We start from the raw sequence: 26,082 nt of genomic DNA, 5'->3' as shown, positions 1-26,082 counted from the left end.
CTGCCATAAAAATAAAACCTAAATCCATAATACTGCTCCGACCAATATCTTCAATTATGTATGTTTATAACCTATAAATCAACGTTATTTTTCCGGTACATAATTGCATAAACAATCCATGTACATATATAAACGAATACTCCACAGAACACCACATCACTAAAGAAATGGCCTCCTTGTGCTATTCTCATCAACCCTAGACCACCTCCGGCTAATATCGCAGCAGTAAATACTATGGCTTTTTTTCTACGTGTAGCAACCAGTGGCATAAATGCAAATATCCAAAAGCCCATTGAAGCATCACCACACACAAAAGAGCAGTTCTTATCACACTGTGATGATATCACAAACGGGGGTTGAAAGACCTTATCACCACTGAATTCCTGAACCATAACTGGTCTAGGTCTACCCCAGTGATCCTTGAATACATAATTGACAACCAAACCTGGTCCAATCCATAAGCAGACAGCCACAAAGAATATAGCCTTTCTAGCCTTAATCTTAAACTTATCTATGAAAAGGGACCCCAACAAAAATAAAATAACAGCTATAGAAAAAAATATTGGAAAAAATCTCGCAAACCAGTGAAGAAAACCCAAAAAACCATCATAACCACCCGTAAACTGGTGCATAGATGAATCATAAAAATAGCTTGCTATTTGTATGTCGAGATGTGGAAATATTAAAAAAAATACCCACGCAAAAAAGCAAACTATAAAACCCAATACGATATGAAATCTAGCCAAATCTTGTCCCTTTAATACTTATGCTTGATAAATTAGTAGTATAGTCTAACATTTTTAGAGTTTTTTTTGTTAGAATTATGAATTGGTTTTTATCATTAATTTTTAAACATTTTACAAAATCATGGCTGACAACAATATAAACAAAACAAATCATGCGGTAGGTAGGCTTAAGATAACTCTCATAGTTATATTAACCGCGATAATAGTATATCTATTCATAGCACTATTTAGCTTTAATATAAATGATCCAGGCTGGAGCAGTATATCTTCTGAAACTACAATCAAGAACTATGCAGGTCCTGTCGGAGCTTACATATCTAGTTTTATACTCGCAATTTTTGGAATTATTGGCTTCATTCTGCCTTTTCTGCTTATCGATTTTGTTAGGATTCTTCTGCTAAAAAGAAAACAAGAAAGCCTCAGCTACTTGATGTTCACGATCAAAACAGTTGGAATCATTACCTTTATACTCTCTTGTTGTGGGTTATCTGAACTTTATCTTAATTTTTTTAACTACTGGGTGCCCCAGCGTTCAGGAGGAATCTTAGGATATGAAACAGCAAAATTTGTTATAAAATATTTAGGTTCCGTAGGTGGGACATTTACATTACTAATATCACTATTTGTTGGTTTAATACTATATTCAGGCACAACATGGATTTATATATTCAAAAACATAGCTATGTTTTTGGGCAGAGCCTTGAACTACTTATCAAAAGCTAAACCTAAAAATGATAAAGATATACCTGACATAAATGATTTTGACGCATTCGAAGGAAAAACAAACTCAACAAAAAACCTTGAAAAAAATAATTCAAATGAATTATCTGTTGATATAAAAAAGGATAATTCTCCAAAAAAGAATGATAATTTCCGTGAAGTTCTAGAAAACACAGATATTGATAACGAACTTTCATTCAAAGATCCTAAAAAAGATTTAAGTAAAACAACTTCAATAGAACAAGAACCTATCTTGGACCTTGATATCGATTTTGATGACGTCAAAGCTGAGGAGTCTTCCCCTTCAAGTAGAATGACTAAAGAAGATCTAAGAGAAATTACACGCACTCAAACTGTTACTAAGCCTCTAAAAAAGTCTAGTTTACCATCACTGGATCTACTTACAGAACCCGAGCCAAAACAGACTGTTATTTCACAGACACAGCTTAATGAAACATCATCTTTACTAGAGCAAACATTAAATGACTTTAACATAAATGCTAAGGTAGTCGCCGCTTATCCTGGTCCTGTAATTACCAGATACGAGATAGATTTAGCAAGAGGTACAAAAGTTAGCAAACTTACCAATATTGCTCAAGACTTAGCTAGAGCCTTATCAACTACAGCTGTTAGAGTTGTAGAGGTTATACCAGGTAAGCCTTATGTAGGTTTAGAATTACCAAATCCAACTAGACAGATGGTACGCATCAAAGAAGTACTTGCCTCACCTGAATTCATGAAGTCAAAAGCCCCTACTTTAATGGGAATAGGTGTCGATATATCCGGTAAGCCAACTTTTGCTGAACTTGCTAAAATGCCTCATTTACTAGTAGCTGGTACAACAGGATCTGGTAAGTCTGTTGGTGTTAATGCGATGATTCTCAGTATGCTATACAAATGTAGCCCTGATGAGCTTAAATTTATTATGATTGATCCTAAGATGCTTGAGCTTTCTATCTATGATGGCATACCTCACCTACTAACACCAGTTGTTACAGATATGACAGAAGCTGCTAACTCTTTGCGTTGGTGTGTTAAAGAGATGGAGCGTCGCTATGCGCTAATGTCTGCTGCTGGAGTTAGAAATATCGCATTACTTAATGATAAAATTGAGCAGGCAGAAAAAGCTGGCAGACCTCTCAAAGATACAATGTTCATCAAAATGAATCCAGAAAGAGCTCACGAGGCTCCAACTCTTACAAAAATGCCATACATTGTAGTTGTTGCAGATGAATTTGCCGATATGATTATGGTTGTCGGTAAGAAAGTTGAGGAGCTAATTGCAAGACTTGCGCAGAAAGCTCGTGCTGCAGGTATCCATATCATTTTGGCAACTCAAAGACCTTCAGTTGACGTTGTGACAGGACTAATCAAAGCAAACATTCCAACAAGAATGTCATTCCAAGTATCTTCAAGGATTGACTCTAGAACAATCCTTGACCAGCAAGGTGCTGAGCAACTTCTTGGACAAGGTGATATGCTCTATTTAAAGCCGGGTTTTGGAGCTCCTATGCGTATTCATGGTGCTTTTGTTGATGATAATGAAGTACATAGAGTAGTAGAATCATGGAAAGAATATGGCGAACCTGACTATGTACAAGATATTTTAGAAGCCTCTGAGGATGCTGATAATGGTAGTGGTGGCTCTAGCAATGGTAGCGGAGACAGCGAAGATCCACTATATAATGAGGCTGTAGAAATTGTTATCAAAACACAAAAAGCTTCTATATCGGCTGTCCAACGTAAATTAAAGATAGGTTATAACCGTTCTGCAAGGCTGATGGAAGAAATGGAAGAAAACGGTATTGTTTCAGAAATGAATCAAAATGGTATGCGCGAAGTTCTAATTAAAAGAGACTCTTAAATGAAAAAAATAACTTTACTCCTAACTCTTATATTTGGCATCAACTATAGTTTTGCTAATGCTAGTGATGATCTTATAAATAAAATCAAAAACATTCACTCAATGACTGCAAGCTTTGATCAAAAACTCATTAATGGTGGAAGAGCTAGCGATAATATTAGCTCAAAAGGCCACATGAGTTTAAAAAAGCCTAAATTTTTCAGGTGGATAACCACTTCTCCTAATACTCAAGAAATCATCTCAAATGGATCAAAGCTTTGGATATATGATGGCGACTTAGAACAGGTTATCATAAAGAAAGTATCTAATAATATAGCTCAATTCCCTTATCTTATTTTGCTTTCTAAAAATACTAACAATATAAATAAACTGTTTACTGTTAAAGAGCTCGACAAGAACACATACCTACTAAAACCCAAAAATGATCAAATGATTGATAGTATACAAATTAAATTCTCTAATAATGAAAATCTTGAATACCTAGCTATATCTACATCTTTGAATCAATTTACCAAAATCTCTTTCTCAGATGTGAAAACCGATATTGACATAGATAATACTAAATTTGATTTTGACATCCCTAAAGATACTGATGTAATTGATGAAACTAAAGATTGATAGTTTTATTTTATATACTTCTTAAAAATCACTCTAAAGAAAAAATAGTAGTAAGCAGCTAGCAACACCGGCAATGAAGTAATCCATACAAAAGATACTACCTGAGTCAAACTATGCACTCTTATAACATCTAAAATTTTAAAAAATATTGTTGAATTTTGCACTCTAGCAAACACATAACTATAAATTGCAACACCAATAAAAAAAGTTATAACAAAAACAATCAGCAGCAATATTTTTATAAAAAAACTTTTATTTAACATTATTTCATATCCTACTTTTAGTTAACCAACAGTCTTACAAGCGACACTTTTAAAACCATAAAAATCAGCATAAGCTTGATTATTATAAAGATCTTTATTAGGTGTAATATCATCAATAAAAACAGCTGGTGATATATAATCAACTATACACGGTAATGTTGGATCAGCAACTCCCGAATGTTGATATTGTTCTACTAAAACATCACGCTTTTGCTCGAAGTTATAAAAAAACAAGCTCATACTAAATATTAAATATAATTGTGCTACCAACAATAACACAAATATCGGACTTAGCTTTTTGAGAGCTACATATAGTTTAATAACAAATAAACTACTATGACTATAAATTTGCATATAAGCAGCCATAAAAAATATCGCATAATAAATAAGTAATACTCTTTGATTTAGATCGTATGACTTTGCCACTGGCACTAATACAAACAGTGATAATACAAGTGCTGCAGAATATACAACTATTGATAGTTTTTTGAAATTTTTATTAGTGAAAGCTAATATTAAAAAGATCACAATCATAATCAACAGTATAAGCGTATACTGTGGCGTAAATATTAGCTCACTTATCAAGCGAGTAACATTTTGCAATAGTGATGAGTGAACTCCTGATGATAAATGATCTAACCTTGCATAGTTTCCAGGTGCTGTTATTAATACAATCCCTCCGACTCCACACGCCACAAAAAAAGCAACAAGCGTATCGTTTATAACTTTCTTTGTTAGCACTCTTTCAAAAAAGTATGCTAGACAAAGTAAAATACTGACACATACAAATATCTCATTATATAAACCAATAATCGAGCCAATAAATAAGCCAAGCAACATACTATTTTTATTTTTGACTATAGAGAAATAGTATAAAGCAGTAAGTAATGTTAATCCCCAAAAGTACTGAATAGCTCCTGTTTTCCATAGGATATTTGCCATAAACCCTGTTTGATAAAAGACAAAAACAAAGAAAAAACTATATATAACAAAATCTTTAGATAATATTCTACCTCGATCATAAGTGACTATTTTGAAGGTCAGCAACATGAATATATAAAATGCTATCGAATTAACCACATTGACTATAAATAGTGACAAAGTTATATATGTTTTACTCATCAGGAAGTAGATTAAAGCCTGAGCAGAAACTCTGCCTGTCCAAGTAAAATAATCAGCATGAATAGAGTGAACCATAATTATTAAACCCTTTGCCAGGGTATCCGTATTAGCTCTACCAAAATCATCTGCTCTCATTGGTTGCAGATAATTTAGAAGCAAAAAAAATGCAACTATAAAAACCGATATAGTAGCGATAATAAAATAATTCTTTTTCATAACTTACTAATAATCAAAAAAGGTATACAAATGTATCATAAGTGTATTATATTTGGGATACTAATAAAAGCTGATTGTAAAAGTAGAACTAACTAAGAGTGTATTAAGTTGCTTTTATAAGAGAACTAACCATCAAGAAAATCTGTCTTAGGCTTAGCTTCTCTTTTGTAGATATTTCTGTGCTTTAATATTTCTTTTTTTTGTGATTCCGACTTCTGTGGGTTAGCTTTATCGAATTCCTGTAAAAACTGGTCTATTTCACTCACATAGGCTCTATCTTTTTTGTTATCGAACAAGTGAGCCAAACGCAATATAAGCTTCATCATACGACGACTTCTCCTAAAATACTAAATATAAATTATCTTGTAGCTTGTGTATAATTATACTAAACTAAACATCAAAGTCATATACAAAACATTAAGCTTTTTAAGTATTAGCAGATTATGTTGAGTCAAAAACCAAAGATAATTGGTATATTCTTAATGTTTTTAAGCATCACTATGCTTAGTCCATTATTAGTTGACTACATATATGCCGAAAAAAATGCCTATCCTTATATTTTAAGCTTTGCTGTGACCTTTTCATGTGGCTTCTTTTTATGGTTTATCTCCAGGAACACCCAAAAAAAACTTTCTAATAGAGATGGTTTTTTGATAGTAACTTTAGTTTGGATGTTTGTGACTGTATTTGGTGCTATTCCTTATATGTCATTTCCAGGCCTAAACCTCTCATTCACTGATGCCGTTTTTGAGTCAGTCTCTGGTTTTACAACTACGGGTGGTACCGTAATTGAAGGACTAGACAAACTACCACACAGTATACTATTTTATCGTCAACAAACTGAATTTTTTGGCGGTATGGGGATTATCGTTTTGTCAGTTGCCATCTTACCACTTTTAGGTGTAGGTGGTATGCAGCTATATAAAGCTGAAATATCAGGACAATGGAAAGATGATAAAATCGCGCCCAAAATTTCAAGTACTGCCAAAGCTCTATGGCTAGTATATCTATTGCTAACATTCCTATGCTTTATTTCTTATTTATTAGTTGGCGTAGATCCCTTTAATGCTATATGCTACACATTTTCGACTGTATCTACAGGAGGATTTGCTCCATCTGACTCAAGTATGGCTGATAAGCCTTTTGGAATGATTCTAGTTTGTGGTATTTTTCTTTTCTTAGGTGCTACTAGTTTCAAAGCACACTATATAGCTTTATCAAAATTCAAGATAAGTCACTATTTCAAAAATGTTGAATTTAAAGCATATTTTTATTTTATATTTTTTGCGTCTTTTATAGTATGTATAACCATGATTGCTCACACTGATGACTTGTCTAATGTTTTTAGCATAGTTACAAATAGTATTTTTCAAGTGATATCAATTTCCTCCAGTGCTGGTTTTGTTTCTGACACAAACTACTACTTATGGCCTAGTTTCTTACCAATAATGCTAATGTTTATCGGAATAATTGGTGGTTGTGGTGGCTCAACTGCCGGCGGTTTGAAAATGATTCGTGCCATTCTTTTTAAGGAAAAAGCTATCCTAGAAGCTAAAAGAGTGATTCACCCTCAAGGAGTATTTACTGTTAAGCTTGGTGACATCCATATCTCTGAGCAAGCTCTAAATAGAGTATCAGGATTTATTTCCGTCTATATTATAATTTTTGCTGGTGGCTGGTTAGCTTTATTAGGTTGCGGTCTAGACGTCACTACAGCATTCTCCACTATCGCAACTACGCTATCAAATGTCGGTCCAGGTTTAGGAGAAATAGGCTCTAATTTCAAGAACCTTCCCAAGGAGGCTCTATGGATATGTGATTTTGCAATGATTGCAGGACGTCTTGAGATATTTACTATTTTAGTATTATTCATGCCAGATTTTTGGAGAAAGTAGAGCTAGAGTCCTCCAGAAGCAACCAAATAAGACAGATTCCCTATTTTGTCGTACTCAGTATTATTGGCATAGACAACAATTTTATAAAAAATATTAGAATCTTCTCCTTTACATTCAAGCTTTAGTAACTCATTACTGCCTGACAAATATGATACAAAAGAACTAGTTTTGGTGATCTCTTCTTTCTTGCCATCTTTATTCATAGTATAAATAAACTTACAGCCATAATTATCGCCAATATATACGTTAACCAAAAACTGAGTAGGCTTTTTGTCAAGAATATTGTAAATACCTCTAGGCGTATTTTCGAACTTAAAGCCGTATATATTATAAGCTATCTGTTTTTTCTTTGAATAACCATGTTTTATGACAGGAAGCAGTTGACCTTGATAGTCATCATCAGTTGCACAACTGGTTAGTAGCACAAAAAATACCGATAAAACCGAAACTATTAAAAAATTTTTAGAGAAAATTTTATTTATTTTTGAATTCACAACATAATATAAATTAGTAATTCATACGTAAAAGAATAAACTTAAAAGACAAAAGAGGCAATGATTTACGGTGATTTAAAATGATTTAAGAATTTACTCTTCTGTATCTACTTTTTCTTCTTGCTGCTGCTTTTTGTATTCGTAATAATCTTTCATAGTCAAACCTTTTGCTCTAAACTCAGCTTTCTCAGCAATCTCATCAAGACGTTTTTTAGAGTACTCAACATGCTCAGGAGCATAATCCTCAACCGGTTGACCTTGTAGATTAAATCTCTGTTTAAGCTCAAAAACAGCTCTATGATAGCGTGTATCACCAACATATCGGCGCAATACATTTCTAAGAACCATTTTATCTACAGGAGCGAAATGCTCATTTTGATAAATTATTTCAATTTCTTCGCTTATGCCAATTTTTAGTGGCTTTTTATTGATCGGATCAAAACATTTTGGAAAACGATGACATAGCCACTTAAATAGCTTAGCTTCTTCTTTTTGTCTTTCTTTTTCAACATCAACAGTAACTACAATTTCTTGAGCATCTTCTAATTGAGGATTCTGTAGCTCATTTACTGTCTTGTTGTTTATCCTATGACCATATTGTGGAATACGTATAAAAGAGGTATCTCTATCTTCTACTTTCTTAGCAGGAGCTTTAGGAGTATTTTTACTCTTAGAGATATTCTTATCTCTAGCTTGCTTCATTCTAGAAGTCTTCTCTTCTATCTTAGATGACCCACCTAACAATGATTGTAACAATGAAAAATCGTTTAATTTGTTTCTACCTTCAGACATTTCTTATTTTATTAATAGTTATATAGGGTAAACCCTGTGTATACTTGGTTTATATCGTACTACAAAACTAATATATTTAGCAAGTAATAAAACATCAGTAATATTTTTTTTAACATCGATATGAATTAATATTGACAATTTAACTAAATTACATATAATATCAATCATCTTTTGTGGCTATGTAGCTCAGTTGGTTAGAGCACAGCATTCATAATGCTGGGGTCGGTGGTTCAAGTCCACTCATAGCTACCACTTATTTACTATAGGTTATTCATATCCAGTTACTTGTGTTAAATTAATTTTGATATTTTCACATAGAAATATAATATTTATTAACTTCAGTATTAATTGAGAAAATTTAAAAGATATCTAGCCTATTATAGATAGAGTATATCAAAGATTAAAACTCATTACTCTGTTTGGGCAACCATAGGTCAGCTAATTCAGATGAGCTTAGTTTTGTAGTAGTTTGAACTGTACCATCTACACTTCCTCCATCCATATCTATATCATCTGCTCCAGCTGCTGCTAATAGTTCCGCTATCTTATTTGAGTTAGCAGATAAATCTAGTGCAAACTCATCATTAGCATCGATAATTAAACCATCACTGTTATTAAACTGTTCTGTGAAATAATCATCTACTATTACAGATCCCAATATATTATTATCAAAGTTTATATTTAGATCATCTCCATCTCGTGAAAATAATATATCATCGTGGTCAATATCTGTCAGTTCAAGTGTATCTGTAGATGTACCATCTGATGAAGCTTGTTGGATAATATCATTACCATCTCCTTGGGAATATCTATAAGTATCTGCTCCACTCTCTCCTCTGAGAGTATCATCTCCTATACCTCCTGTAATAGTATCTGAGCCAGCACCAGACTCTACATAGTCATTACCAATACCACCATCAATAATATCTTGACCTGCTCCTGTACCTATAGCATCATCTCCTGCTTCACCATACATTGTGTTATTACCACTATTATAAGCATTGATGTCATCATTACCATCACCACCATATACGATATCATCGCCCGAACCTGTAAATGTAGTATCATCTCCAGCCCCTGCTTGAACTATGTCTGCAATATTTTCTGAGCCCCATATCTCTTCTGATGCTTCTGTTCCATATATCATTGTTGGAATATCTGATTGTTTAAGAACACTACCATCTGAAAACTGCATAGTTTCTAATGTACTATTTTTAAAATTTTTGACTATAACTTTATCAGTATCATTATTGGCAAAAGTTACATGTAAATCTAAACCATCATAATCGAACCTTACATCTTCTTGATTAAGTCCTTCTCCAAACTTAATAGTATCTCTTGAACCACTATCATAATATTTTTGACTATAATCTCCTATCTGCATCTCTTGGATAGTGTCTACTCCATCTCCCTTATTAAAGATATACGTATCACTTCCATAGCCTCCAGCCAAGAAATCTTCTCCCGCACCTCCTGCTAATACATCATTCCCCTTGTTATATCTAGCATCCATTGCATTATCATTGTTATAGCCAGTATATGAGTTAGTAATGTTATCTCCAATCAATGTATCATTGCCGTCTCCTCCCAACAATGTATCTGATTGACTTCCTCCATGTAAATAATCATCCCCTGATCCACCACGAACTTCATCATTCCCTGAGCCAGCATTTATAGTATCATTAGCATCAGTACCCAATATAAAATCTGCTCCAGTAGTGCTTGCTAAAGAACCTAATGTAAAACTCCTGCCATCAGCTGTAAACTTATAAGATCCTGCATCTACAAGCTCAATATTTACACCTAAAGATTCAGCTAAAGCATCAGTCACTTCATTTTCAAGTAAACTATTTACATCCTAACCATTTGTAGAGAAACTACCATCATTAAAATCTGAAAGTTTTTTAAGTAAAGCAACTCCATTAGCTGGCTCATCAATAACTTTATTTGTTAAATACTCATTAACCCCATCAAAATTAAGTCCGATCTCACCACTCTCGGCATTATAGTCAAAACCAATGTTCTCTAGTATTTGTGGATACTCTGTCTGTGCAAAAATGTTTTCTTTGACTGTGTTTAATATAGAGTTATAGCCATTAGCTACACTTATTAAGTTCATATCTCTAAGGACTGTATTTCCAACTGTATACTCATTCCAACCAGCTGTGAAATAACTATCTCCTAATACATTCTCCTGTCCACGAACTATGTTATAGCTTCTGCTTTTACTACCATGAGTAATAGTTAATGTATCTCCGTCTATACTTGTTTGAATAAGCTTATTTGATGAAAATTTTTCTAATGTCTGAATCTTATCTAATTGGCTTCTTGTAGAGTCAGATATATTAAATGTAAAGCTTGTACCATCTTCTAAGGTGATATTCTCAAGATTGTTTGTATCTGAGAAATTTGATGTCTTTGTCCACTCTGTTAATAAGTCATCTGCTAAACCTAATTTAGCTGTATAACCCTCTGTATTCATCTTACCTAATAAGTCTGCAAGATTTTGATTTTGTGTAGCTGCTTCTTGTAAGTCTCTAACCTCACCAATACCAGCGATGTTCATCATGCCATTAAAGGCTGTTGTATCTAGATTATCTGTAAACTCTCTATAGATATTATTTTGATTAAAGTTTAAGTTACCTATAGTTGAAGTTGTGCCATCTGTACGACTAAATGTCCCTGTCTTTGAGATTACCCCGCCATCTGTAGCTGTAGTTGTCGTTGTAGCATCTAGATTAATACCTGCTATTCCAGCTTCTGATAAGCTCATTAGCTCATCTGCTTGAGAGATCCCATCTTGGTTAGCATCTTGCCATACTTTGACCTCTTCAAAAGCTGTATCATTAGCATCAAATACACCATCATTATTACTATCTAGGTCTGATAATGCATCAAAACCATCTGTAGCTATACTACCATCACTCTTAACTGTAGCATCTCCAAATAACTCCTGACCATTATCTATAGTTCCGCTACCATCTATATCACGAACTAGTAAACCATCATCATCTCCTACCCAGCCTGTGCCTCGCTTAACACCATCTGCATTACTGTCAAACAGTACAGAACCATCTGCACTAACTGTCTCAATTCCATCTCCGTCTAAGTCTAATGTCAGTGGATCTCGGCGGATTACTCGTAGGGTTTCTTGGTTGCCGGATTGGGATGAGTTTTGGGTAGTAGCACCAATATCAAAACCATAAACTCCTGGCATCTTTATTTGATTCATGAAGTCAACTATTTTAGTTAAAATATTGTCGTGATTATAGTTAAAGCCTTCTCCTGCCTCACTATATATAACAGATGGAAATGCCGTGCTATCTATAGCTCCTTGCATATCTAATATAGAAACCATTGGTTTAGTATCTAATCCCAATAAACTTCCATAAGATGAAAGATCAAGATTATAACCTAAAATAGACCCTCCCCAGAAGCCTTCCCCCATCCATTGATTTGGATTAATTCCTATAGCTGTTGTATTTCTTTGAGAGTCAAAAGCCACAAATGAGTCCATAGTTTGTAAGCCTAAATCTTGAAGATTTGTATTTTCTTGCCACCCTAACTCTGTATATGTATCGTTAAGCATCCCATAACGCACTACTGTTTCTAAACTGTCAGCACCTGCACTATCAAAATTATTATAGAAACTATCTTTAAATGCTTTTAACTGTCCATTATCTTGTAGATGTTTTTCATAAAGCTCTCTTTTATATTGATCTGCCATAGACTGACCATGTGCTGTACCACCAGTTCTTTGAATTAATTCATACATCTTAGTTTGGTCAGCTGTCATAAACTCAGGATGTCTTTCTGCTTCTGCAAATAGCCTTTGCTGATATGAACCCTCTCTAATATACTGAAAGTTTGCAACTGCTGATTGCTGTTCAGCATTTAAACCCATTGATTGTAGCTGTGTATTATCAAAGTCTGCTATTGATGACTTACCATCAATGAAATTAACTACTTTACCTTCTGTATGACTATAATATTGCTTTCCACCTGAGGCTGTAAGTATATTTTTCTCAACCGCATTTAAATAATTTTTATCAACTACCTTTCCTTGTTCTAATGCGCTATATGAGTTATTAAGAAACTCTCCAGCTGCTACTATAGATCCTTCATTATTTAATATATTTCTTAAAAAAAGTTTGGGGCTCTACATTTAATGAATAGTGAGAGGAGTCTGTTGATGTGCGAGCATCTAAATGTTGAGCATCTAACTGTCTATTTACATATGATGAGTCTTTGGCATCTTCGACTTTTCCTGTATCATCAGATAACATTCTAATAAGAATATCATTTGCTTTTTGTAAGCTTTCTTCTTGTGTTAAAAAATAGTTATTAGTTCCTGACATTTTATACTCCATTATTTTATAAATATTTCTTTGTTTGAATATGCATTGACTATACCAAAAAGCTCTTTCTCAAAGCTCTTCGTATCTAACTTATTTAAGTCTATATATAAATAAACTATCATTTCTAAACTAAAGCTATCATCAAAATTCTTAACATTTTTAACATAACTGCATTTAAGATAATTTTTATCTTTTTTATAACAAAATAAATAATCGTTATTATTTTTCCATTTAAAGGTCTTATATTCATCAGATTTTATTTTATTTAAAAAACTATCAATATTAGATAAGTTTTCTTTAGGTACATAATCACTTTTATTTTTTCTATTTATTGAAAATGCCACTCCTTTACCAACTATTACACTATTATCAGTATCAACTATTTTCGATATTGATATGCTATTAAGATTACTTCTACAAATATTATCCTTACAATGGCGAAATATTGAATTAGGTAAATATTTACCTTTTGATTTTACTTTAGTGCTATATTTGTAATCCTTAATTTCAACAGAATAAATACCATTATCTTGCTTATACTCTGTATAAAACTTAGTTCCATATAAGTATGCCGGTGTAGCTATAAAGTAGATGATAAAAACAAGCATATTGACTTTGAGTATTTTAGCCATACTAAAATATCTTGCACAGAAACGGTTTATTAAATACCAGCCGTATACAATTACAAAGATAATTACACATAGATATATCAGCATATCTAATATATCAGCTGCTCTTTGTGCACTTGAGGCAAACCCTATCAGGCTTAACCCAAAGAAAATAAATACTGACAATATAATTATTGATGATACTAGAAGATAAACAAACATTGCTGTTCGTGAATAAATAGTCGGATTTTCTTTATCATAATTTTCACTATTTAATGACAAGTATCCTGCATAACACAATACGCCTGACAATATATAAGCATTAAATATAAACTGGTGATCTCCTAAATTAAAATATGATATCAACCCTTTTTGAAAAAATAATAAGAAACTAGCTGTAACCCAAAAAGCAATAGCTCCAAATATATATAATGTTAGTGGAAATGATCTACCTACTTTTCTTTCCGACTTATCTTTAAAAAAGATTTTTGCTATTCCAAACTCAACTCCTGTCATAACTAACAAAATAAAAAATAAATAAAATATATACTAATATCATCACGCTACCATCCTTTAACATTTATAATTTCCAAAACTTGTTTCATCTATCTTACCTTTCTCTAAGACTATTATCTATTCCTCTTGTAAGTGGCTCTGTGAAGAAATCTATCACTCTTCTTGTTCCAGTCTTAACCTCTACCACCACTGCCATTCCGGGCACTATAGTGTAACTCTCACCATCTTTATGTAAGGTGTTATCTTTTAAATCAACTATCAATTTGTACACCAATCCCAACCTCTCATCTTCTATAGCATCTCCTGAGATCTTCTTCACAGTCCCATGTAATACACCATACTCAGCAAATGGGAAGGTATTTACTTTTATTTCAGCTTCTTGACCTTTCTTTAGGTATCCAATATCTTCATTCTTGACATACACTTCTGCCTCAAGCTTCTGATCTAACGGTATTATCTGCATTAACACCTGTGCCGGTGTAACTACAGCCCCTATAGTATGTATCTGAAGTTCATGCACTACACCTGATATTGGAGCTTTTATCTGATTCTTACCATTTAGTGTAGTTGCCTTATGTAGCTCCTGCTCTGCGGAATATAAATCTTTCTTATCTTGCCTAATAGTCTTTAATGTTTCCAAATATGTCTCTGACTTAAATGATTCTAGATTACTTCTCGCTTCTGCTATTTCTGCCTCTAACTGTTTATCTTTAGCTTTCTCTGATCCCAACTCATAATAGGTATTAAGATACTTTTCTCGTACTTCTAGATACTCCATCCTTGACACTGCTCGTTTCTCTAATAGCGTCTTATAAGCATCTAGCTTCTCTCTTATTATTTGTACAGTCGCTTGTAGTTGTTTCGTTTTATTTAAACTTATATCTAGTTCTTTCTCTTTTGCATCTAGTGTTGCTTCCAATGTCATTAGTTTAGCAATACCAGACTGCCATTGTTGCCATAATAATCTCTTTGTTTGTTCTATATCTAGCTGATCAGTAACTCCATCTGGTACATCAAACTTTATTTTTTCTAATGGAATTTGCTCACGTAAATCACTCTTTATCATATTATAAAAAGCTTCTTGCCTTGCTATACGCAACTTATAGAACTCAACATCTTCTCTTAGCTTATTGATATCAGCCTCTGTATAGTCAGATTCTAATATAACTAGTACATCTCCTTGATTAACTAGCTGCCCATTCTCTACATTTAGCTTAATTACAGAACCCTTCTCAGATGATTGAATAGTCTTCACATCACCAGTTGGAGTTATTTTACCTTGTCCTTCCGTGATAATATCTATATTAGATATAGATGCCCAAACCACCACAAAAACTATCAAGAATATCAAACAATATAGAACCTTTCTCATCAATGGGTGCGGTGGTTTATCTGTAACTTCTAATACTCCAGGTAAAAAACTATAAGCATCTTTCTTAGCATTATCTTCTTCTGCCAAAGTCTTACGATTCTTCCAAAAATCTAATAGCTTAGACATTACACCTCTCCTCTATGTTGAGCATTATATAGTTCTGCATAATGTCCACCTCTCGCTAAAAGCTCAGTGTGAGATCCATCTTCTACAACCTTGCCCTTATCCATATAGATAATACGATCACAGTCTTGTACTGTTGTTAGTCTATGTGCAATGATAAACACTGTCCTATCTTTAGCTATCTTAGCCATATTGTTTTGAATAATTTTTTCTGATTCATAATCAAGAGCTGATGTTGCTTCATCCAAGATTAGAATCTTAGGATTATTGATTAATGCTCTAGCTATGGATAATCTTTGCTTCTGTCCACCTGAGAAGTTTGCCCCTCCTTCCTCTATAACAGTGTCATAACCATCTTTTAATTCTAATATAAAATCATGTGCTCCTGCATACTTAGCAGCTGCTACTACACTTTCCATACTTGCACTAGGATTGGTCAATGCAATATTCTCACGAATACTACGATTAAACATAAAGCTCTCTTGTAAAACAACACCTATATTCTGCCTTAACCATACGGTATCTATAGTAGATAAATCTGCTCCATCTACTAGTACCTTACCAGTTTCTGGTTGATACAATCTTTGGATAAGTTTTGTAAGCGTACTCTTACCACTACCAGAACGTCCTACTATACCTATAGACTCGCCAGTTTTTACATTCAGATTAACACCATCTAATATAAGTCTAGTATCAGCAGAGTATCTAAACTTAACATCCACGAAACTAACTTGCCCCTTAAATGTAGGTAATGCACTCTTACTTGATTTGTTACTACTCTCTGTAGGTGTATTTAAGATATCACCTAATCTTTTCAATGAAACTCCAGCTTGCTGAAACTCTTGCCAAATATTCACAAGTTTAAGGATCGGCTGAGTTACTCGACCTGCTAGCATATTAAATGCTATTAGTTGACCAACTGTAAGATGACCTGCTATTACCATATGTGCTCCAACAAAGATAATAGCAATAGTTGTTAACTTACTAACAAGCTCCGCTATCTGCCCAGCTATATTACCTAAATTTTGCGATCTAAAAGATGCCTTAACATATTCTGTTAGGTTATCTTCCCATTTTCTTTGCATCTGTGGTTCTATAGCACTTGACTTAACTGTTTGAATACCTGTGATAGACTCTGTTAAAAAAGATTGGTTCTTCGCTCCAGTATAAAAAACTTTATCTAAACGATGTTTTAAAATGGGGGTGATAAATAATGATAAGATAAAGTATATTGGGATAGTTGCTAATACTATTAAAGTTAATTGCCAACTATACATAAATAACACTGCTACAAATATAAATGTAAATGATAAATCTATTATTAAAGTAAGCGCAGTACTTGTGATAAAGCTTCTTATCTTATCTAACTCTTTTACCCTTGCTACATTCTGTCCTACTTGGCGTGTTTCAAAATATGATAGTGGTAATTTCATTAAATGACTAAATAATTTAGATCCCAATACCACATCAACCCTTGATGTAGTATGAGAGAACAAATATGTCCTAATGCCTCCAAATACAACTTCAAATATAGCTACAACAAAAAATACTATTGCTAATGTATTAAGTGTTGTCAAACCATTATGCATAATCACCTTATCCATGACTACCTGAAAGAAAAATGGCGTTATTAATCCAAATAGTTGTAGAAAAAGAGAGGCTATTAATACATCTCTAAATATATGCTTATATTTCCATAATGCTGGTACAAACCATTTAATGTTAAAAGAATCTTCTTGAGATGCTTCACTAACTTTATGAGTAACTAATATTGCTTTACCAGAGTAAACTTCAGCAAACTCTTCATAAGTTAAAGGTTTTACATTTTGTTGACCCTGCATTAATACCAAGTATTGACCTTTATTAATTGCTGCCAAAATAAAGTAATTATCACTCTTGTCTTGCAAGATAATTGGAAATGTCCTTGGATTAAAATATTCAGCTTTTAAATCAGTTGCTTTTGCTCTAAATCCTTGAGCTTTAATTGCTCTCAAAAGATTAACTTGAGAAATATTGCCATCTGGATCTGCATATTCGTGAATTATTTGTTTGGGATCTACTGCTATTTTATTGAAGTTAGCAATCTGACAAAAAGAATATATTCCACTATGCATAAATGTCCAAGCCTCACACTATGTTTATTAAATATTTTTAATCAATAATTAATTCATAAAAAATAATCATAAATATAATTAACATTTATGGAATATATTTACAATATACCCAAGGACAATTATTAATAAAAATTAAAATAAATATTATTTGGTATTTAATTATTGTTACAAATATAATCAATAAACCAATATATAGATAATCTCCAAAAATGAAACATTACGGGGCTTTTAAAAAATTGCTTTTTGCTCTGCCATTTTTTTATACTTGTCATGCTACAGCTTGGCAGGTTATTTACTACTGTCCTGCACCTGAAGATTTTATAAGTACGAATAATAAACTAATAGCTAAAACAAAGTATCATCAATTTAAATATACTTGGCTAGCTGAAGATAAGACACCCTCTCAATTTCCCGAGTACCCTCTAACATTCAAAGGTGCTAATCTAGTCAACTGTAAAGGCGGTCTATGTGATATAAAATGTTACTATTACTCAAATATTGAAGGACACTTAATTACTTCTACAATATCTTCAACCAAAAATATTAGTATCTTTGAATATCCTAATCACTATCTAAATAACTTTAGTTGCCAGTATACAGAGCACGTCGATTGCCCTTTTTTAGTAGATATTTAAAGTGAGATTAGTGAAATCTGTAACTGCTAAAACATAATAAAATAACTACTTTCAAGCTTTAAAGAATTCATATTCCCAAACCATCTAAAAAAGTAGCTATATCATAAACAGTATTTTGCTCACTAAGCTCACTTGAATGAATAGATTAAATCTAATGCGAAGAAGAATTCCTCTAAGAAGTAGTTTTTTGCATAAGAAAAAAATAACTTAATATTGCCAATAACGACATACAAAATATAGTTATTACAAGAACAAAAGTATTAATACCAAATAATTTACCAATAAATGAAGCACATAGACCTGAAAAACCAATCTGAGCAAAACCAACTAGTCCAGAGGCTACTCCTGATTTATCTTTAAATATATTTATTGCAGAAGCTATCCCCAACGGTAAGACTATGCCGTTTGATATTGAAACAATGGACATTGGTATTATTATTTCAAAAGCATAATTCATACTCGACAAAAAATAAAAAGCTGTAAACAATACTCCACCAATTAAGAAAGATAGCAACCCAATATAAAATACTTTTTCACTCCCCCAAATATTTATTACTTTCTTACTAAAAAAATTTCCTAAATAAATCATTATCGCAAGAGGTATATAAAAGTATCCAACAGTATATTGTGAATAACCCATTTGATTAAACAAAAAAGTCGACTGGGATAAATATGTAAACCATGCACCATATACTAAACATACAGGAATAAGATAACTCAAAAAAGCATAGTTTGATATCAGTAAAGGATAATCATGAAAAATATATATTATCTTCTTTTGCTCTCTATTATGATTCGTTTCTTTCAAGAATAGAAAACTTATAATGAATAATACTATGCCATATATTGCGACAAACTCAAAAGTTGCTTGCCACCCTAGAAAACTAGAAATATATCCACCAATTAATGGGGCTATTGCAGGTGAGATTGCAACTATTGGATAAATTATATTATATATTTTTGTTGCCTCACTGAGATTAAATTGGTCACTAATAGTTGCCCTTCCAACAACCAAACCTGCAGAAGCTCCTATCGCTTGAACAAATCTACATATTATCAGCACATGTACAGAAGAAGATAAACCACAGCAAATAGAAGCAATCGTATATATACCAAAACCTATTAATAAAGTCTTACGGCGTCCATAAATATCAGATAAAAAACCTATAAATATCTGAGATATAGCAAGTCCAAATAAGTAAACTCCCAATGTTAACTGTAATGACGAGCTAGTTGTTGATAAAGCTTTTGATAAACTAGGCATCGCTGGCACATATATATCGGAAGCTAACAATCCCATGCTACTCATCATAGCCAAGATGACCATATACCTAAAAAAGTATTTTTTGTCTTTTATATACATTTTTTTTTAAATACTCCTAACTTATTTAACCCAAATCTATCGCAAGTAAGCTATTTGCAACTCTAGGAAATCCTGCAAATGGAGATACTAATAGTAAAGTTTCAACTATCATATCTTTAGAAGCACCAAGATTAATTGCAGCTTCTAGATGCGACTGTACTTGTGCTTGGCAGTCACCTATTGCACAACATACAGCAATTGTAATTAATTCTTTTGTCAGCATAGACATCTCAGTATCTCTAGCAAAAATACTTTCAAATGCAAAATCAAAAGTTAACTTTGAGAAATCTGGGGCTATTTTCGATAAAGCTTTAATCAACTGTTCTCCAGCATGTTTACCATGTAACTGATTAAATAATTCTCTACCATCTTTACTAAAGTTTTCACCATTAATTAAATTCCTAAAACCTAGTGATGATTTAGTAGGTATAAAATCCTTAATATCAAAATCACCTATGTCATTTAGATAAAAAGGATCATTTCTAACATATTCTTTTGCTGACTCAAGATCCATTACTGAAATGATGAACCCTCCGGAGCGGTTATTATAAGGGCCTGATGCCAAAATTAACCCATCATCATAAAACTTTGAAAGATAATCCATGTGTGACTGTCTATATTTATCCACAATATCTAAACTTTTCTTATATTCAACATTTATCAATATCATCTTTTATCCTAATTACTCATGTTTCAAATTAACATAGAAATATTACAATGATTTTTATATGATATTAATAATCAAAATATAGAAACACTGATATCAAAAAAGAATCAATGAAAATAGAAATTTTACACTATAAAATTTTTGATAAACTCGCACATACTCTGAATTTCAGACAAGCCGCAAAAGAATTAAACCTATCGATATCAGTAGTATCTAAAAAAATTAAAGAACTAGAAACATATTACAACTCCACTCTCTTTTACAGAAATACAAGATCAGTTTTTTTAACCGAAACAGGTATCAATATATTACCAAGAATCAAAGAACTTATACTTATTGAAGATCAAATCAAAACAGATCTTAACACTAATTACCAATTTATAGGAAATTTAAAAATAGGCATTCCTTTTTCATTTTTTGAATCAATTCTTGATAAAGTAAAGCTTTATACAACAAATAATGAAAATGTTTTTGTTGAGTGGAAAATTGGAAACTACTTAAATAGATTATACGATGAAAATTTTGATGCTATTATTTTCTGTGGAACTCTACCAGATGGTGACTTCTATGCAAAGAAAATAGGAGAATGGAAAAAAGTTGTATGCGCTTCACCTGATTTCCTCAAAAGTTATGGGACACCAAGCAGTCCAAAAGACCTAGTAAATTATCAATGCTTAGACCACTATCAAAACTTCAAATCTACTTGGGGAATATCTGGCAAAGAATATAGCATAAATTTAAAACAAAAATGCTCTTTCTCTAGACTATTAACCAGTATGGCAATTAACTCATTAGGAATAGTTTATCTCCCATCATTTACTGTAGATGATGCAATACAAAAAGGAGAGCTTGTAGAAATTTTTGAAAAATATACCTCTCAGAGATTTGACATTTTCTTAGTGTCTAAAAAGCCTTTTTCAGAAAGTAGAAAAACTCAGGAAATTTTAAACATGCTTTTATGAGTATCTTTTTCTTATATAAAGCCTATATTCCCAAACCATCTAAAAAAGTAGCTATATCGAAAACAGTATTTTGCTCACTAATCTCATTTGAATGAAATGATATTCTAAAGTATTTGAGCACTCCGGCAATAGGTGCCCCACCAACAGGTCTGCCTGATGGTGTTTGATTATAAAATACAAAATCAACTCTTTTAGAGTTAAATGTTTCGATATTTTCCAAAACATATTCAAAACCAGACCTTGGTAAAAACACTCTCTTAGTGTTCAAAATGTAATACCAGCTATTATTAAAATATGAATATTTTCCTTCTGTATAATCTTTTGGAGGGGTATAAAAACTCTCCAATCCCAGAAAGTTGGGATTTTCTATAAATTCTGACTTATATAGGGCATGTAAGGCCGTATTAACACAATCATAAGATATTCCACCAGTATCTCCAGAGGTGCGCATATATTCTAAATCTCTACCTATTACCTCAGCCATTTTTTTAATTTTATCCTTATCTACACCATATACCAAAAGAGTATACGTAGGTCTATAGTTCTGCTGACCTTGTGATAAATGTCCAAAATAATCTTCATAAGAAACCTTTGCTGGCATCATTAGTTTCTTATTCTTAGTAGTATAAAAATTATAAAAGCTAAAATTCTCGAGCTGTCCATGTTTAACAGTTGCTTCACCTAAAACAAAATGTCCTCCAACTGTAACTAGATCATCGCCTTGACGACCCGACAAAGAAATAATCAAAACATGATCACCATTTTTAACTTTTGCATCATCAAATAAAGTAGCCTTAAATGGCTCTAGATTTTTACTAAGAGCATCTTCCATTAAAGTATCTGTCACAAACTCTACATAATCCTCTTCGATAAGTTTTTTATAGTTACTATCTAAAGGGAAGAGGTTATTTATACTCTCAAAAACATTACTAATCACAATCGCTGATATGTAAAGGACCCCATGATCAAATTCAGCTATAACATTAACTTTCTTATTAAGATAGTAGTCTATGGATTTTTGATCAAAATGATTACCCCTAAAATCAACTGCTTCTATAAATTTAACAGGAATATCTTGATCACCAACCTTCAAATATAGGTCACGATTTTGTCTAACCAAAACACCTGTTAGTCGCTCGCTCCCACTAATAGCAGTCGGAACATCATTAATATACAAAGCATTATCATTAATTTGGTTTTGATTATCTATAAATACCAACGTATCAAGATGAGCCATACTTTTTGATTCACCTAAAACACTTGAACTACCTAGTACACTATACTCTCTATCTTTTGTTACAAGCTTCAGATTATCATTCTGTAAACTTAGTTTACCTATAAGTGCCCATGAATAATTTGATTCCATAAGTAATAAGAAACAAATAAATAATCTACATAAAATTCTTTTCATGTTATTTCTAAACCTAAAAATCATAAATATAAATAAGGGATTTAACTACCTAAAAAGGCTTGTGCTATCATAGCACAATTTCTCAAGAAATATAGTTACAAAAAGTTTAGATATCTTTAACAGCAGATAACGCACTTATCATTTCTGATGTTAGATTATTGAAGCCTTTTGGAGAATTTGGAGTAAAGATTACATTTGATTTACCTGATTTTGTCATATTCTCTAACGTATCTAAATATTGATACATCATTACTAAAGATGAAATATATTCAGAAGAAATATTTCCTCCAGTACCCTCTTTGACATCTTCTATCGATACACGCAAACCTCTTGCTATTGCCTTACGCTGCTCTGCTATACCTTCACCAAGTAGCTTCATTGACTCTTTTTGCCCTTCTGCTTCTTTGATTTTGATAAGCTTCTCTGCTTCTGCTTTTGCTTTTGTAGCCTCAAGCTGTCTTTGCGCAGCATTAATCTCGTTCATCGAACGCTTAACATTTTCCTCAGGATTAATATCAACAACTAATGACTTAATTATCGTATATCCATAAGTACTCATTTCTTCTGATAACTCTTTTTTAATATCTAGTGCTATTGCATCTTTATTTTCAAAAGACTCATCCAAACTCATACGTGGTAGTGATGATCTAATCACATCAAAAACATACGACTCCATTTGCGCTCTAGCATTTGTTAGCTTATAAAAAGCATCCACAGCCTTCGACTCTTCAACTAGAAACTGTACAGAAACTTTCATGTGTACAAATACATTATCTCTTGTTTTGGTCTCTGCAACTATATCAAGCTGTTGTACTCTCAAACTGACTCTACCAGCTATTCTTTCAATAAAAGGTATTCTAAAATTAAGTCCAGCACGCTGGATTCTAACAAACTTACCAAATCTCTCTATTACATTTACCGACTGAGTCTCAACTATACTTATTGAAAAAGCCAATAAGAATATAGAAACTATTACCAAAAATATCAAAAAAAACATAACATCTCCTCTTATACCTTATATAAACTATGACTGTGGAAAATCTACTATTATAGTATAGTTATCTTTACCATCTTTTTGCCAAACAAGTAAATCGTGACCTGTAACAACCTTACCATCAGAACCATCCCATATAAACTTTAATATAACTAACTGATGATTCTCATCAATGTTTCGACAATACTCATAGTTAAGTTTTAACTTACCCATATCTCGTTTGCCAGCTTTATTTGCAGCAAATCCATCAAGATAATGCTTTAACACAGCATCTTTACTTGTATAAGTTTTACCTCCACTCATATACATAAAATCATCATCATAGAATGATACAACTTTATCAAGGTCAGCCGCATCCCAAGCTTGCTCCATTTGCTTAGCCTTATCTCTTATTATAGTAAAGCCTTTATCAGCACAATCTGCGGCAGTTGCACTCAAGGCAACCAACATCGCAGATATTATTATCAGTATTTTCTTCATATATGCTCCTAATCTAAAAGTGATAATACTGTCACATCTTTTGTTAAAATCTTAGGATGTTCCTCGAACGGTCGAAAACATTCAAAATGTAATATAATTTTATGAGGTACTTTCCTAAACTTTTTAGTGAGTTTAAGTTTAAAATTATCCATACCAGCCCATTTTGATTTTTCAACATTAACACTCTCATGGGTATAGCCACTATCATCTATATAATCATAATCTGGTGGAATAAGAAACCATCTATATCCATCTATCGAATCTACGGGTAACTCAACATTAAAAGTATAGTGCCTACTATCTAGAATGATTGGTTTTGTATATATCTTTTCTATATCTGCTTGAGTCATTTCTGCCAATCCTAAGCAAGGAAGAAGCAACAAAAACACTAGTATTTTATACATTTTCTAAGTTTAAGCTTACTACCTATATAAAATTATTATATACACAAAAGCACTCTAAATGCATAAATTTGTTCTAATGTATTTTACTAATTATCTAACAATATGATTTGATAGATATCTATATTTCTAGATATTTTGAGTATATAATTATTGCTGTTATAAATACACATGACAATTTTTAATAAAATGGCTTTGGAAAAATTTGAACTTGAACTAGTTTCATTTAAAGATATTACAGACAATGTTAGACATTTCGTATTCAAAAGAACTGATGGTAAACCTCTTAACTTTATCGCTGGGCAATTTATCACATTCCTATTAACAGATAAGGAAGGTAACCTAAAACGCAGAAGCTACAGCTTAGGCTCACTACCTTCTGATAATATGCTCCTAGAAATAGGTATCACTTATGTAAAAGGCGGTGTAGCAACTGATACTTTCTTTAATATGAAAATTGGTGAGACTGCTCCTGCTATGGGACCAGCGGGTAGACTTGTTCTAAAAGAAGAAGAAATTAATAAATTAGTTCTGGTTGGTACTGGTACTGGTATTGTACCATACAAAGCAATGTTCCCAGAGCTGTTAGAAAGAGCTGACAACACTGAAATACATATACTACTAGGAGTCCAATATCGCAAAGATGCTCTTTATCAAGATGATTTTATAGAGTTTGCAAAAAAGCATGATAACATTCACTTTAAGTTATGCCTTAGTAGAGAAACTCAAGATCTTAAAGATTATGAGATCTCTGGATATGTTCAGAATCAATTTGAAAGTATAGGGCTAAACCCTGAGACTGATATTGTTTACGTTTGTGGCAATCCCAATATGATTGATCAATCATATGAGATGCTTACAAATGCAGGTTTTGGACCTAAGAGTGTACGTAGAGAGAAGTATATTTCTTCGAATTAAGCTTGATACTGTGGATATTTTAAGCTACAATCTCTGAGCTATTCTAATAAGGGATATGGTGCTTAGATGAGATAGTCTAAGTGGCGATGTCAGATTATAAATATAAGGAAACTATAAAAATGAGACAAGAAATTCATCCTAAATATACTGAAGTAAAAGTAACTTGTAGTTGTGGAAATACTTTTGTTACTAAATCAACTTCTGGTAAAGATGCTATGAACATCGATATCTGTTCACAATGTCATCCGTTCTACACTGGTAAGCAAAGAATTGTTGATACAGCTGGACGTGTTGATAAGTTCAAGAAGAGATTCGGTGGTATCAAGAAAGTATAGTTTTTTACTTCACTTGTACCATAATATCAAAACCAGCCTTGAGCTGGTTTTTTTATGCCTATCAATTTATACAGAAATAACAAATTAAAACAAAG

General features: G+C 32.5%; 24 protein-coding genes, 1 tRNA gene and 1 pseudogene. 8 read left to right on the top strand and 18 right to left on the bottom strand.

Annotated elements, in window-relative coordinates:
* Positions 1-71: 71 nt before the first annotated feature.
* Positions 72-746: a lipid A 4'-phosphatase LpxF gene (lpxF, locus tag F3D59_RS01830; protein ID WP_150463566.1), complete on the bottom strand. Its 675-nt coding sequence runs from the start codon at positions 744-746 to the stop codon at positions 72-74.
* A 121-nt stretch (positions 747-867) separates the two neighbouring features.
* Here lpxF and F3D59_RS01825 point away from each other — a divergent pair, with 121 nt between their 5' ends.
* Complete coding sequence (locus tag F3D59_RS01825; RefSeq protein WP_150463565.1) at positions 868-3,330, top strand: DNA translocase FtsK; 2,463 nt, start codon at positions 868-870, stop codon at positions 3,328-3,330.
* Entirely contained in the window at positions 3,331-3,948 is a 618-nt protein-coding gene (gene lolA, locus F3D59_RS01820; RefSeq protein WP_150463564.1) for an outer membrane lipoprotein chaperone LolA, read from the top strand. It begins immediately after the preceding gene.
* A gap of 5 nt (positions 3,949-3,953) precedes the next feature.
* Here lolA and F3D59_RS01815 read toward each other — a convergent pair whose 3' ends face one another.
* The 3 genes from F3D59_RS01815 to F3D59_RS01805 all read right to left on the bottom strand — a co-directional run bounded on the left by F3D59_RS01815 (position 3,954) and on the right by F3D59_RS01805 (position 5,875).
* Positions 3,954-4,211 (bottom strand): hypothetical protein, encoded by a 258-nt coding sequence (locus tag F3D59_RS01815; protein ID WP_013922097.1) that lies wholly within the window; start codon positions 4,209-4,211, stop codon positions 3,954-3,956.
* Positions 4,212-4,232: 21 nt separating this feature from the next.
* Entirely contained in the window at positions 4,233-5,549 is a 1,317-nt protein-coding gene (locus tag F3D59_RS01810; protein ID WP_150463563.1) for a DUF6056 family protein, read from the bottom strand.
* Between the two features lie 125 nt (positions 5,550-5,674).
* Positions 5,675-5,875, bottom strand: coding sequence for a CBU_0585 family protein (locus tag F3D59_RS01805; protein WP_004286565.1), 201 nt, complete (start codon positions 5,873-5,875; stop codon positions 5,675-5,677).
* Between the two features lie 114 nt (positions 5,876-5,989).
* Between F3D59_RS01805 and F3D59_RS01800 the strand changes: the two genes are divergently transcribed.
* Positions 5,990-7,444, top strand: a complete 1,455-nt coding sequence (locus F3D59_RS01800) for a potassium transporter TrkG (RefSeq protein WP_149377251.1) — start codon at positions 5,990-5,992, stop codon at positions 7,442-7,444.
* Between the two features lie 2 nt (positions 7,445-7,446).
* On the opposite strand, the gene F3D59_RS01795 is transcribed toward F3D59_RS01800, so the two are convergent.
* Both F3D59_RS01795 and F3D59_RS01790 read right to left on the bottom strand, forming a co-directional pair.
* The gene (locus tag F3D59_RS01795) at positions 7,447-7,926 is read right to left on the bottom strand and encodes a hypothetical protein (protein ID WP_150463681.1); all 480 of its coding nucleotides are present in this window, start codon (positions 7,924-7,926) and stop codon (positions 7,447-7,449) included.
* 105 nt (positions 7,927-8,031) lie between these two features.
* Complete coding sequence (locus F3D59_RS01790) at positions 8,032-8,730, bottom strand: ProQ/FINO family protein (RefSeq protein ID WP_150463562.1); 699 nt, start codon at positions 8,728-8,730, stop codon at positions 8,032-8,034.
* Between the two features lie 175 nt (positions 8,731-8,905).
* Between F3D59_RS01790 and F3D59_RS01785 the strand changes: the two genes are divergently transcribed.
* A tRNA-Met gene (locus F3D59_RS01785) sits at positions 8,906-8,982 on the top strand.
* 148 nt (positions 8,983-9,130) lie between these two features.
* Here the strand turns inward: F3D59_RS01785 and F3D59_RS01780 are convergent.
* The 6 genes and pseudogenes from F3D59_RS01780 to F3D59_RS01755 all read right to left on the bottom strand — a co-directional run bounded on the left by F3D59_RS01780 (position 9,131) and on the right by F3D59_RS01755 (position 17,821).
* On the bottom strand, positions 9,131-10,561 hold the full coding sequence (locus tag F3D59_RS01780) for a calcium-binding protein (RefSeq protein WP_150463561.1): 1,431 nt from the start codon (positions 10,559-10,561) through the stop codon (positions 9,131-9,133).
* Positions 10,562-10,684: 123 nt separating this feature from the next.
* Positions 10,685-11,395 (bottom strand): annotated as a pseudogene (locus F3D59_RS01775) (hypothetical protein); the annotation flags it as partial.
* 1,459 nt (positions 11,396-12,854) lie between these two features.
* Positions 12,855-13,088 (bottom strand): hypothetical protein, encoded by a 234-nt coding sequence (locus F3D59_RS01770; protein ID WP_150463560.1) that lies wholly within the window; start codon positions 13,086-13,088, stop codon positions 12,855-12,857.
* A gap of 11 nt (positions 13,089-13,099) precedes the next feature.
* Positions 13,100-14,212: a hypothetical protein gene (locus F3D59_RS01765; protein WP_150463559.1), complete on the bottom strand. Its 1,113-nt coding sequence runs from the start codon at positions 14,210-14,212 to the stop codon at positions 13,100-13,102.
* Between the two features lie 94 nt (positions 14,213-14,306).
* Complete coding sequence (locus F3D59_RS01760; protein WP_150463558.1) at positions 14,307-15,710, bottom strand: HlyD family type I secretion periplasmic adaptor subunit; 1,404 nt, start codon at positions 15,708-15,710, stop codon at positions 14,307-14,309.
* Entirely contained in the window at positions 15,710-17,821 is a 2,112-nt protein-coding gene (locus tag F3D59_RS01755; RefSeq protein ID WP_150463557.1) for a type I secretion system permease/ATPase, read from the bottom strand. Before F3D59_RS01755 ends, F3D59_RS01760 begins: the two co-directional genes overlap by 1 nt.
* A gap of 209 nt (positions 17,822-18,030) precedes the next feature.
* Here F3D59_RS01755 and F3D59_RS01750 point away from each other — a divergent pair, with 209 nt between their 5' ends.
* Positions 18,031-18,456, top strand: coding sequence for a hypothetical protein (locus F3D59_RS01750; protein WP_150463556.1), 426 nt, complete (start codon positions 18,031-18,033; stop codon positions 18,454-18,456).
* A 172-nt stretch (positions 18,457-18,628) separates the two neighbouring features.
* Here F3D59_RS01750 and F3D59_RS01745 read toward each other — a convergent pair whose 3' ends face one another.
* Both F3D59_RS01745 and F3D59_RS01740 read right to left on the bottom strand, forming a co-directional pair.
* Positions 18,629-19,819, bottom strand: a complete 1,191-nt coding sequence (locus F3D59_RS01745; protein WP_150463555.1) for a multidrug effflux MFS transporter — start codon at positions 19,817-19,819, stop codon at positions 18,629-18,631.
* Positions 19,820-19,844: 25 nt separating this feature from the next.
* Positions 19,845-20,489, bottom strand: coding sequence for a carboxymuconolactone decarboxylase family protein (locus F3D59_RS01740; RefSeq protein WP_088820812.1), 645 nt, complete (start codon positions 20,487-20,489; stop codon positions 19,845-19,847).
* 107 nt (positions 20,490-20,596) lie between these two features.
* On the opposite strand from F3D59_RS01740, the gene F3D59_RS01735 reads away from it, so the two are divergent.
* Entirely contained in the window at positions 20,597-21,448 is an 852-nt protein-coding gene (locus tag F3D59_RS01735) for a LysR family transcriptional regulator (protein ID WP_150463554.1), read from the top strand.
* Positions 21,449-21,470: 22 nt separating this feature from the next.
* On the opposite strand, the gene F3D59_RS01730 is transcribed toward F3D59_RS01735, so the two are convergent.
* The 4 genes from F3D59_RS01730 to F3D59_RS01715 form a co-directional block, all read right to left on the bottom strand.
* Entirely contained in the window at positions 21,471-22,859 is a 1,389-nt protein-coding gene (locus F3D59_RS01730) for a hypothetical protein (protein ID WP_150463553.1), read from the bottom strand.
* Between the two features lie 106 nt (positions 22,860-22,965).
* Entirely contained in the window at positions 22,966-23,856 is an 891-nt protein-coding gene (locus tag F3D59_RS01725; protein ID WP_146421753.1) for an SPFH domain-containing protein, read from the bottom strand.
* Positions 23,857-23,883: 27 nt separating this feature from the next.
* A complete protein-coding gene (locus F3D59_RS01720) occupies positions 23,884-24,333 on the bottom strand; it encodes a nuclear transport factor 2 family protein (protein WP_150463552.1) in 450 nt (149 codons plus the stop codon).
* Positions 24,334-24,341: 8 nt separating this feature from the next.
* Entirely contained in the window at positions 24,342-24,737 is a 396-nt protein-coding gene (locus F3D59_RS01715) for a hypothetical protein (RefSeq protein ID WP_150463551.1), read from the bottom strand.
* A gap of 186 nt (positions 24,738-24,923) precedes the next feature.
* Here F3D59_RS01715 and F3D59_RS01710 point away from each other — a divergent pair, with 186 nt between their 5' ends.
* Together F3D59_RS01710 and rpmE are read left to right on the top strand one after the other, a co-directional pair.
* Positions 24,924-25,652 carry a ferredoxin--NADP reductase gene (locus F3D59_RS01710; RefSeq protein ID WP_150463550.1) on the top strand — a complete coding sequence of 243 codons (729 nt, stop codon included), beginning with the start codon at positions 24,924-24,926 and terminating at the stop codon, positions 25,650-25,652.
* A gap of 119 nt (positions 25,653-25,771) precedes the next feature.
* On the top strand, positions 25,772-25,987 hold the full coding sequence (gene rpmE, locus F3D59_RS01705) for a 50S ribosomal protein L31 (protein WP_013922062.1): 216 nt from the start codon (positions 25,772-25,774) through the stop codon (positions 25,985-25,987).
* Positions 25,988-26,082: the final 95 nt, after the last annotated feature.

It is taken from the genome of Francisella sp. XLW-1 (genome assembly GCF_008711455.1).
GTDB classification, from domain to species: Bacteria; Pseudomonadota; Gammaproteobacteria; order Francisellales; family Francisellaceae; genus Francisella; species Francisella salimarina.
This window is presented reverse-complemented; position numbering and strand designations above follow the sequence as displayed.

Excerpts from the sequence above, each read along its gene's own strand:
- F3D59_RS01790 (WP_150463562.1), bottom strand. The coding sequence starts at position 8,730 with ATGTCTGAAGGTAGAAACAAATTAAACGATTTTTCATTGTTACAATCA.
- F3D59_RS01825 (WP_150463565.1), top strand. The coding sequence starts at position 868 with ATGGCTGACAACAATATAAACAAAACAAATCATGCGGTAGGTAGGCTT.
- F3D59_RS01755 (WP_150463557.1), bottom strand. The coding sequence starts at position 17,821 with ATGCATAGTGGAATATATTCTTTTTGTCAGATTGCTAACTTCAATAAA.
- F3D59_RS01715 (WP_150463551.1), bottom strand. The coding sequence starts at position 24,737 with ATGTATAAAATACTAGTGTTTTTGTTGCTTCTTCCTTGCTTAGGATTG.
- F3D59_RS01710 (WP_150463550.1), top strand. The coding sequence starts at position 24,924 with ATGGCTTTGGAAAAATTTGAACTTGAACTAGTTTCATTTAAAGATATT.
- F3D59_RS01735 (WP_150463554.1), top strand. The coding sequence starts at position 20,597 with ATGAAAATAGAAATTTTACACTATAAAATTTTTGATAAACTCGCACAT.
- F3D59_RS01725 (WP_146421753.1), bottom strand. The coding sequence starts at position 23,856 with ATGTTTTTTTTGATATTTTTGGTAATAGTTTCTATATTCTTATTGGCT.
- lolA (WP_150463564.1), top strand. The coding sequence starts at position 3,331 with ATGAAAAAAATAACTTTACTCCTAACTCTTATATTTGGCATCAACTAT.
- F3D59_RS01760 (WP_150463558.1), bottom strand. The coding sequence starts at position 15,710 with ATGTCTAAGCTATTAGATTTTTGGAAGAATCGTAAGACTTTGGCAGAA.
- F3D59_RS01740 (WP_088820812.1), bottom strand. The coding sequence starts at position 20,489 with ATGATATTGATAAATGTTGAATATAAGAAAAGTTTAGATATTGTGGAT.
- F3D59_RS01750 (WP_150463556.1), top strand. The coding sequence starts at position 18,031 with ATGAAACATTACGGGGCTTTTAAAAAATTGCTTTTTGCTCTGCCATTT.
- F3D59_RS01770 (WP_150463560.1), bottom strand. The coding sequence starts at position 13,088 with ATGTCAGGAACTAATAACTATTTTTTAACACAAGAAGAAAGCTTACAA.
- F3D59_RS01810 (WP_150463563.1), bottom strand. The coding sequence starts at position 5,549 with ATGAAAAAGAATTATTTTATTATCGCTACTATATCGGTTTTTATAGTT.
- F3D59_RS01815 (WP_013922097.1), bottom strand. The coding sequence starts at position 4,211 with ATGTTAAATAAAAGTTTTTTTATAAAAATATTGCTGCTGATTGTTTTT.
- F3D59_RS01765 (WP_150463559.1), bottom strand. The coding sequence starts at position 14,212 with ATGACAGGAGTTGAGTTTGGAATAGCAAAAATCTTTTTTAAAGATAAG.
- F3D59_RS01730 (WP_150463553.1), bottom strand. The coding sequence starts at position 22,859 with ATGAAAAGAATTTTATGTAGATTATTTATTTGTTTCTTATTACTTATG.
- F3D59_RS01805 (WP_004286565.1), bottom strand. The coding sequence starts at position 5,875 with ATGATGAAGCTTATATTGCGTTTGGCTCACTTGTTCGATAACAAAAAA.
- rpmE (WP_013922062.1), top strand. The coding sequence starts at position 25,772 with ATGAGACAAGAAATTCATCCTAAATATACTGAAGTAAAAGTAACTTGT.
- F3D59_RS01720 (WP_150463552.1), bottom strand. The coding sequence starts at position 24,333 with ATGAAGAAAATACTGATAATAATATCTGCGATGTTGGTTGCCTTGAGT.
- F3D59_RS01745 (WP_150463555.1), bottom strand. The coding sequence starts at position 19,819 with ATGTATATAAAAGACAAAAAATACTTTTTTAGGTATATGGTCATCTTG.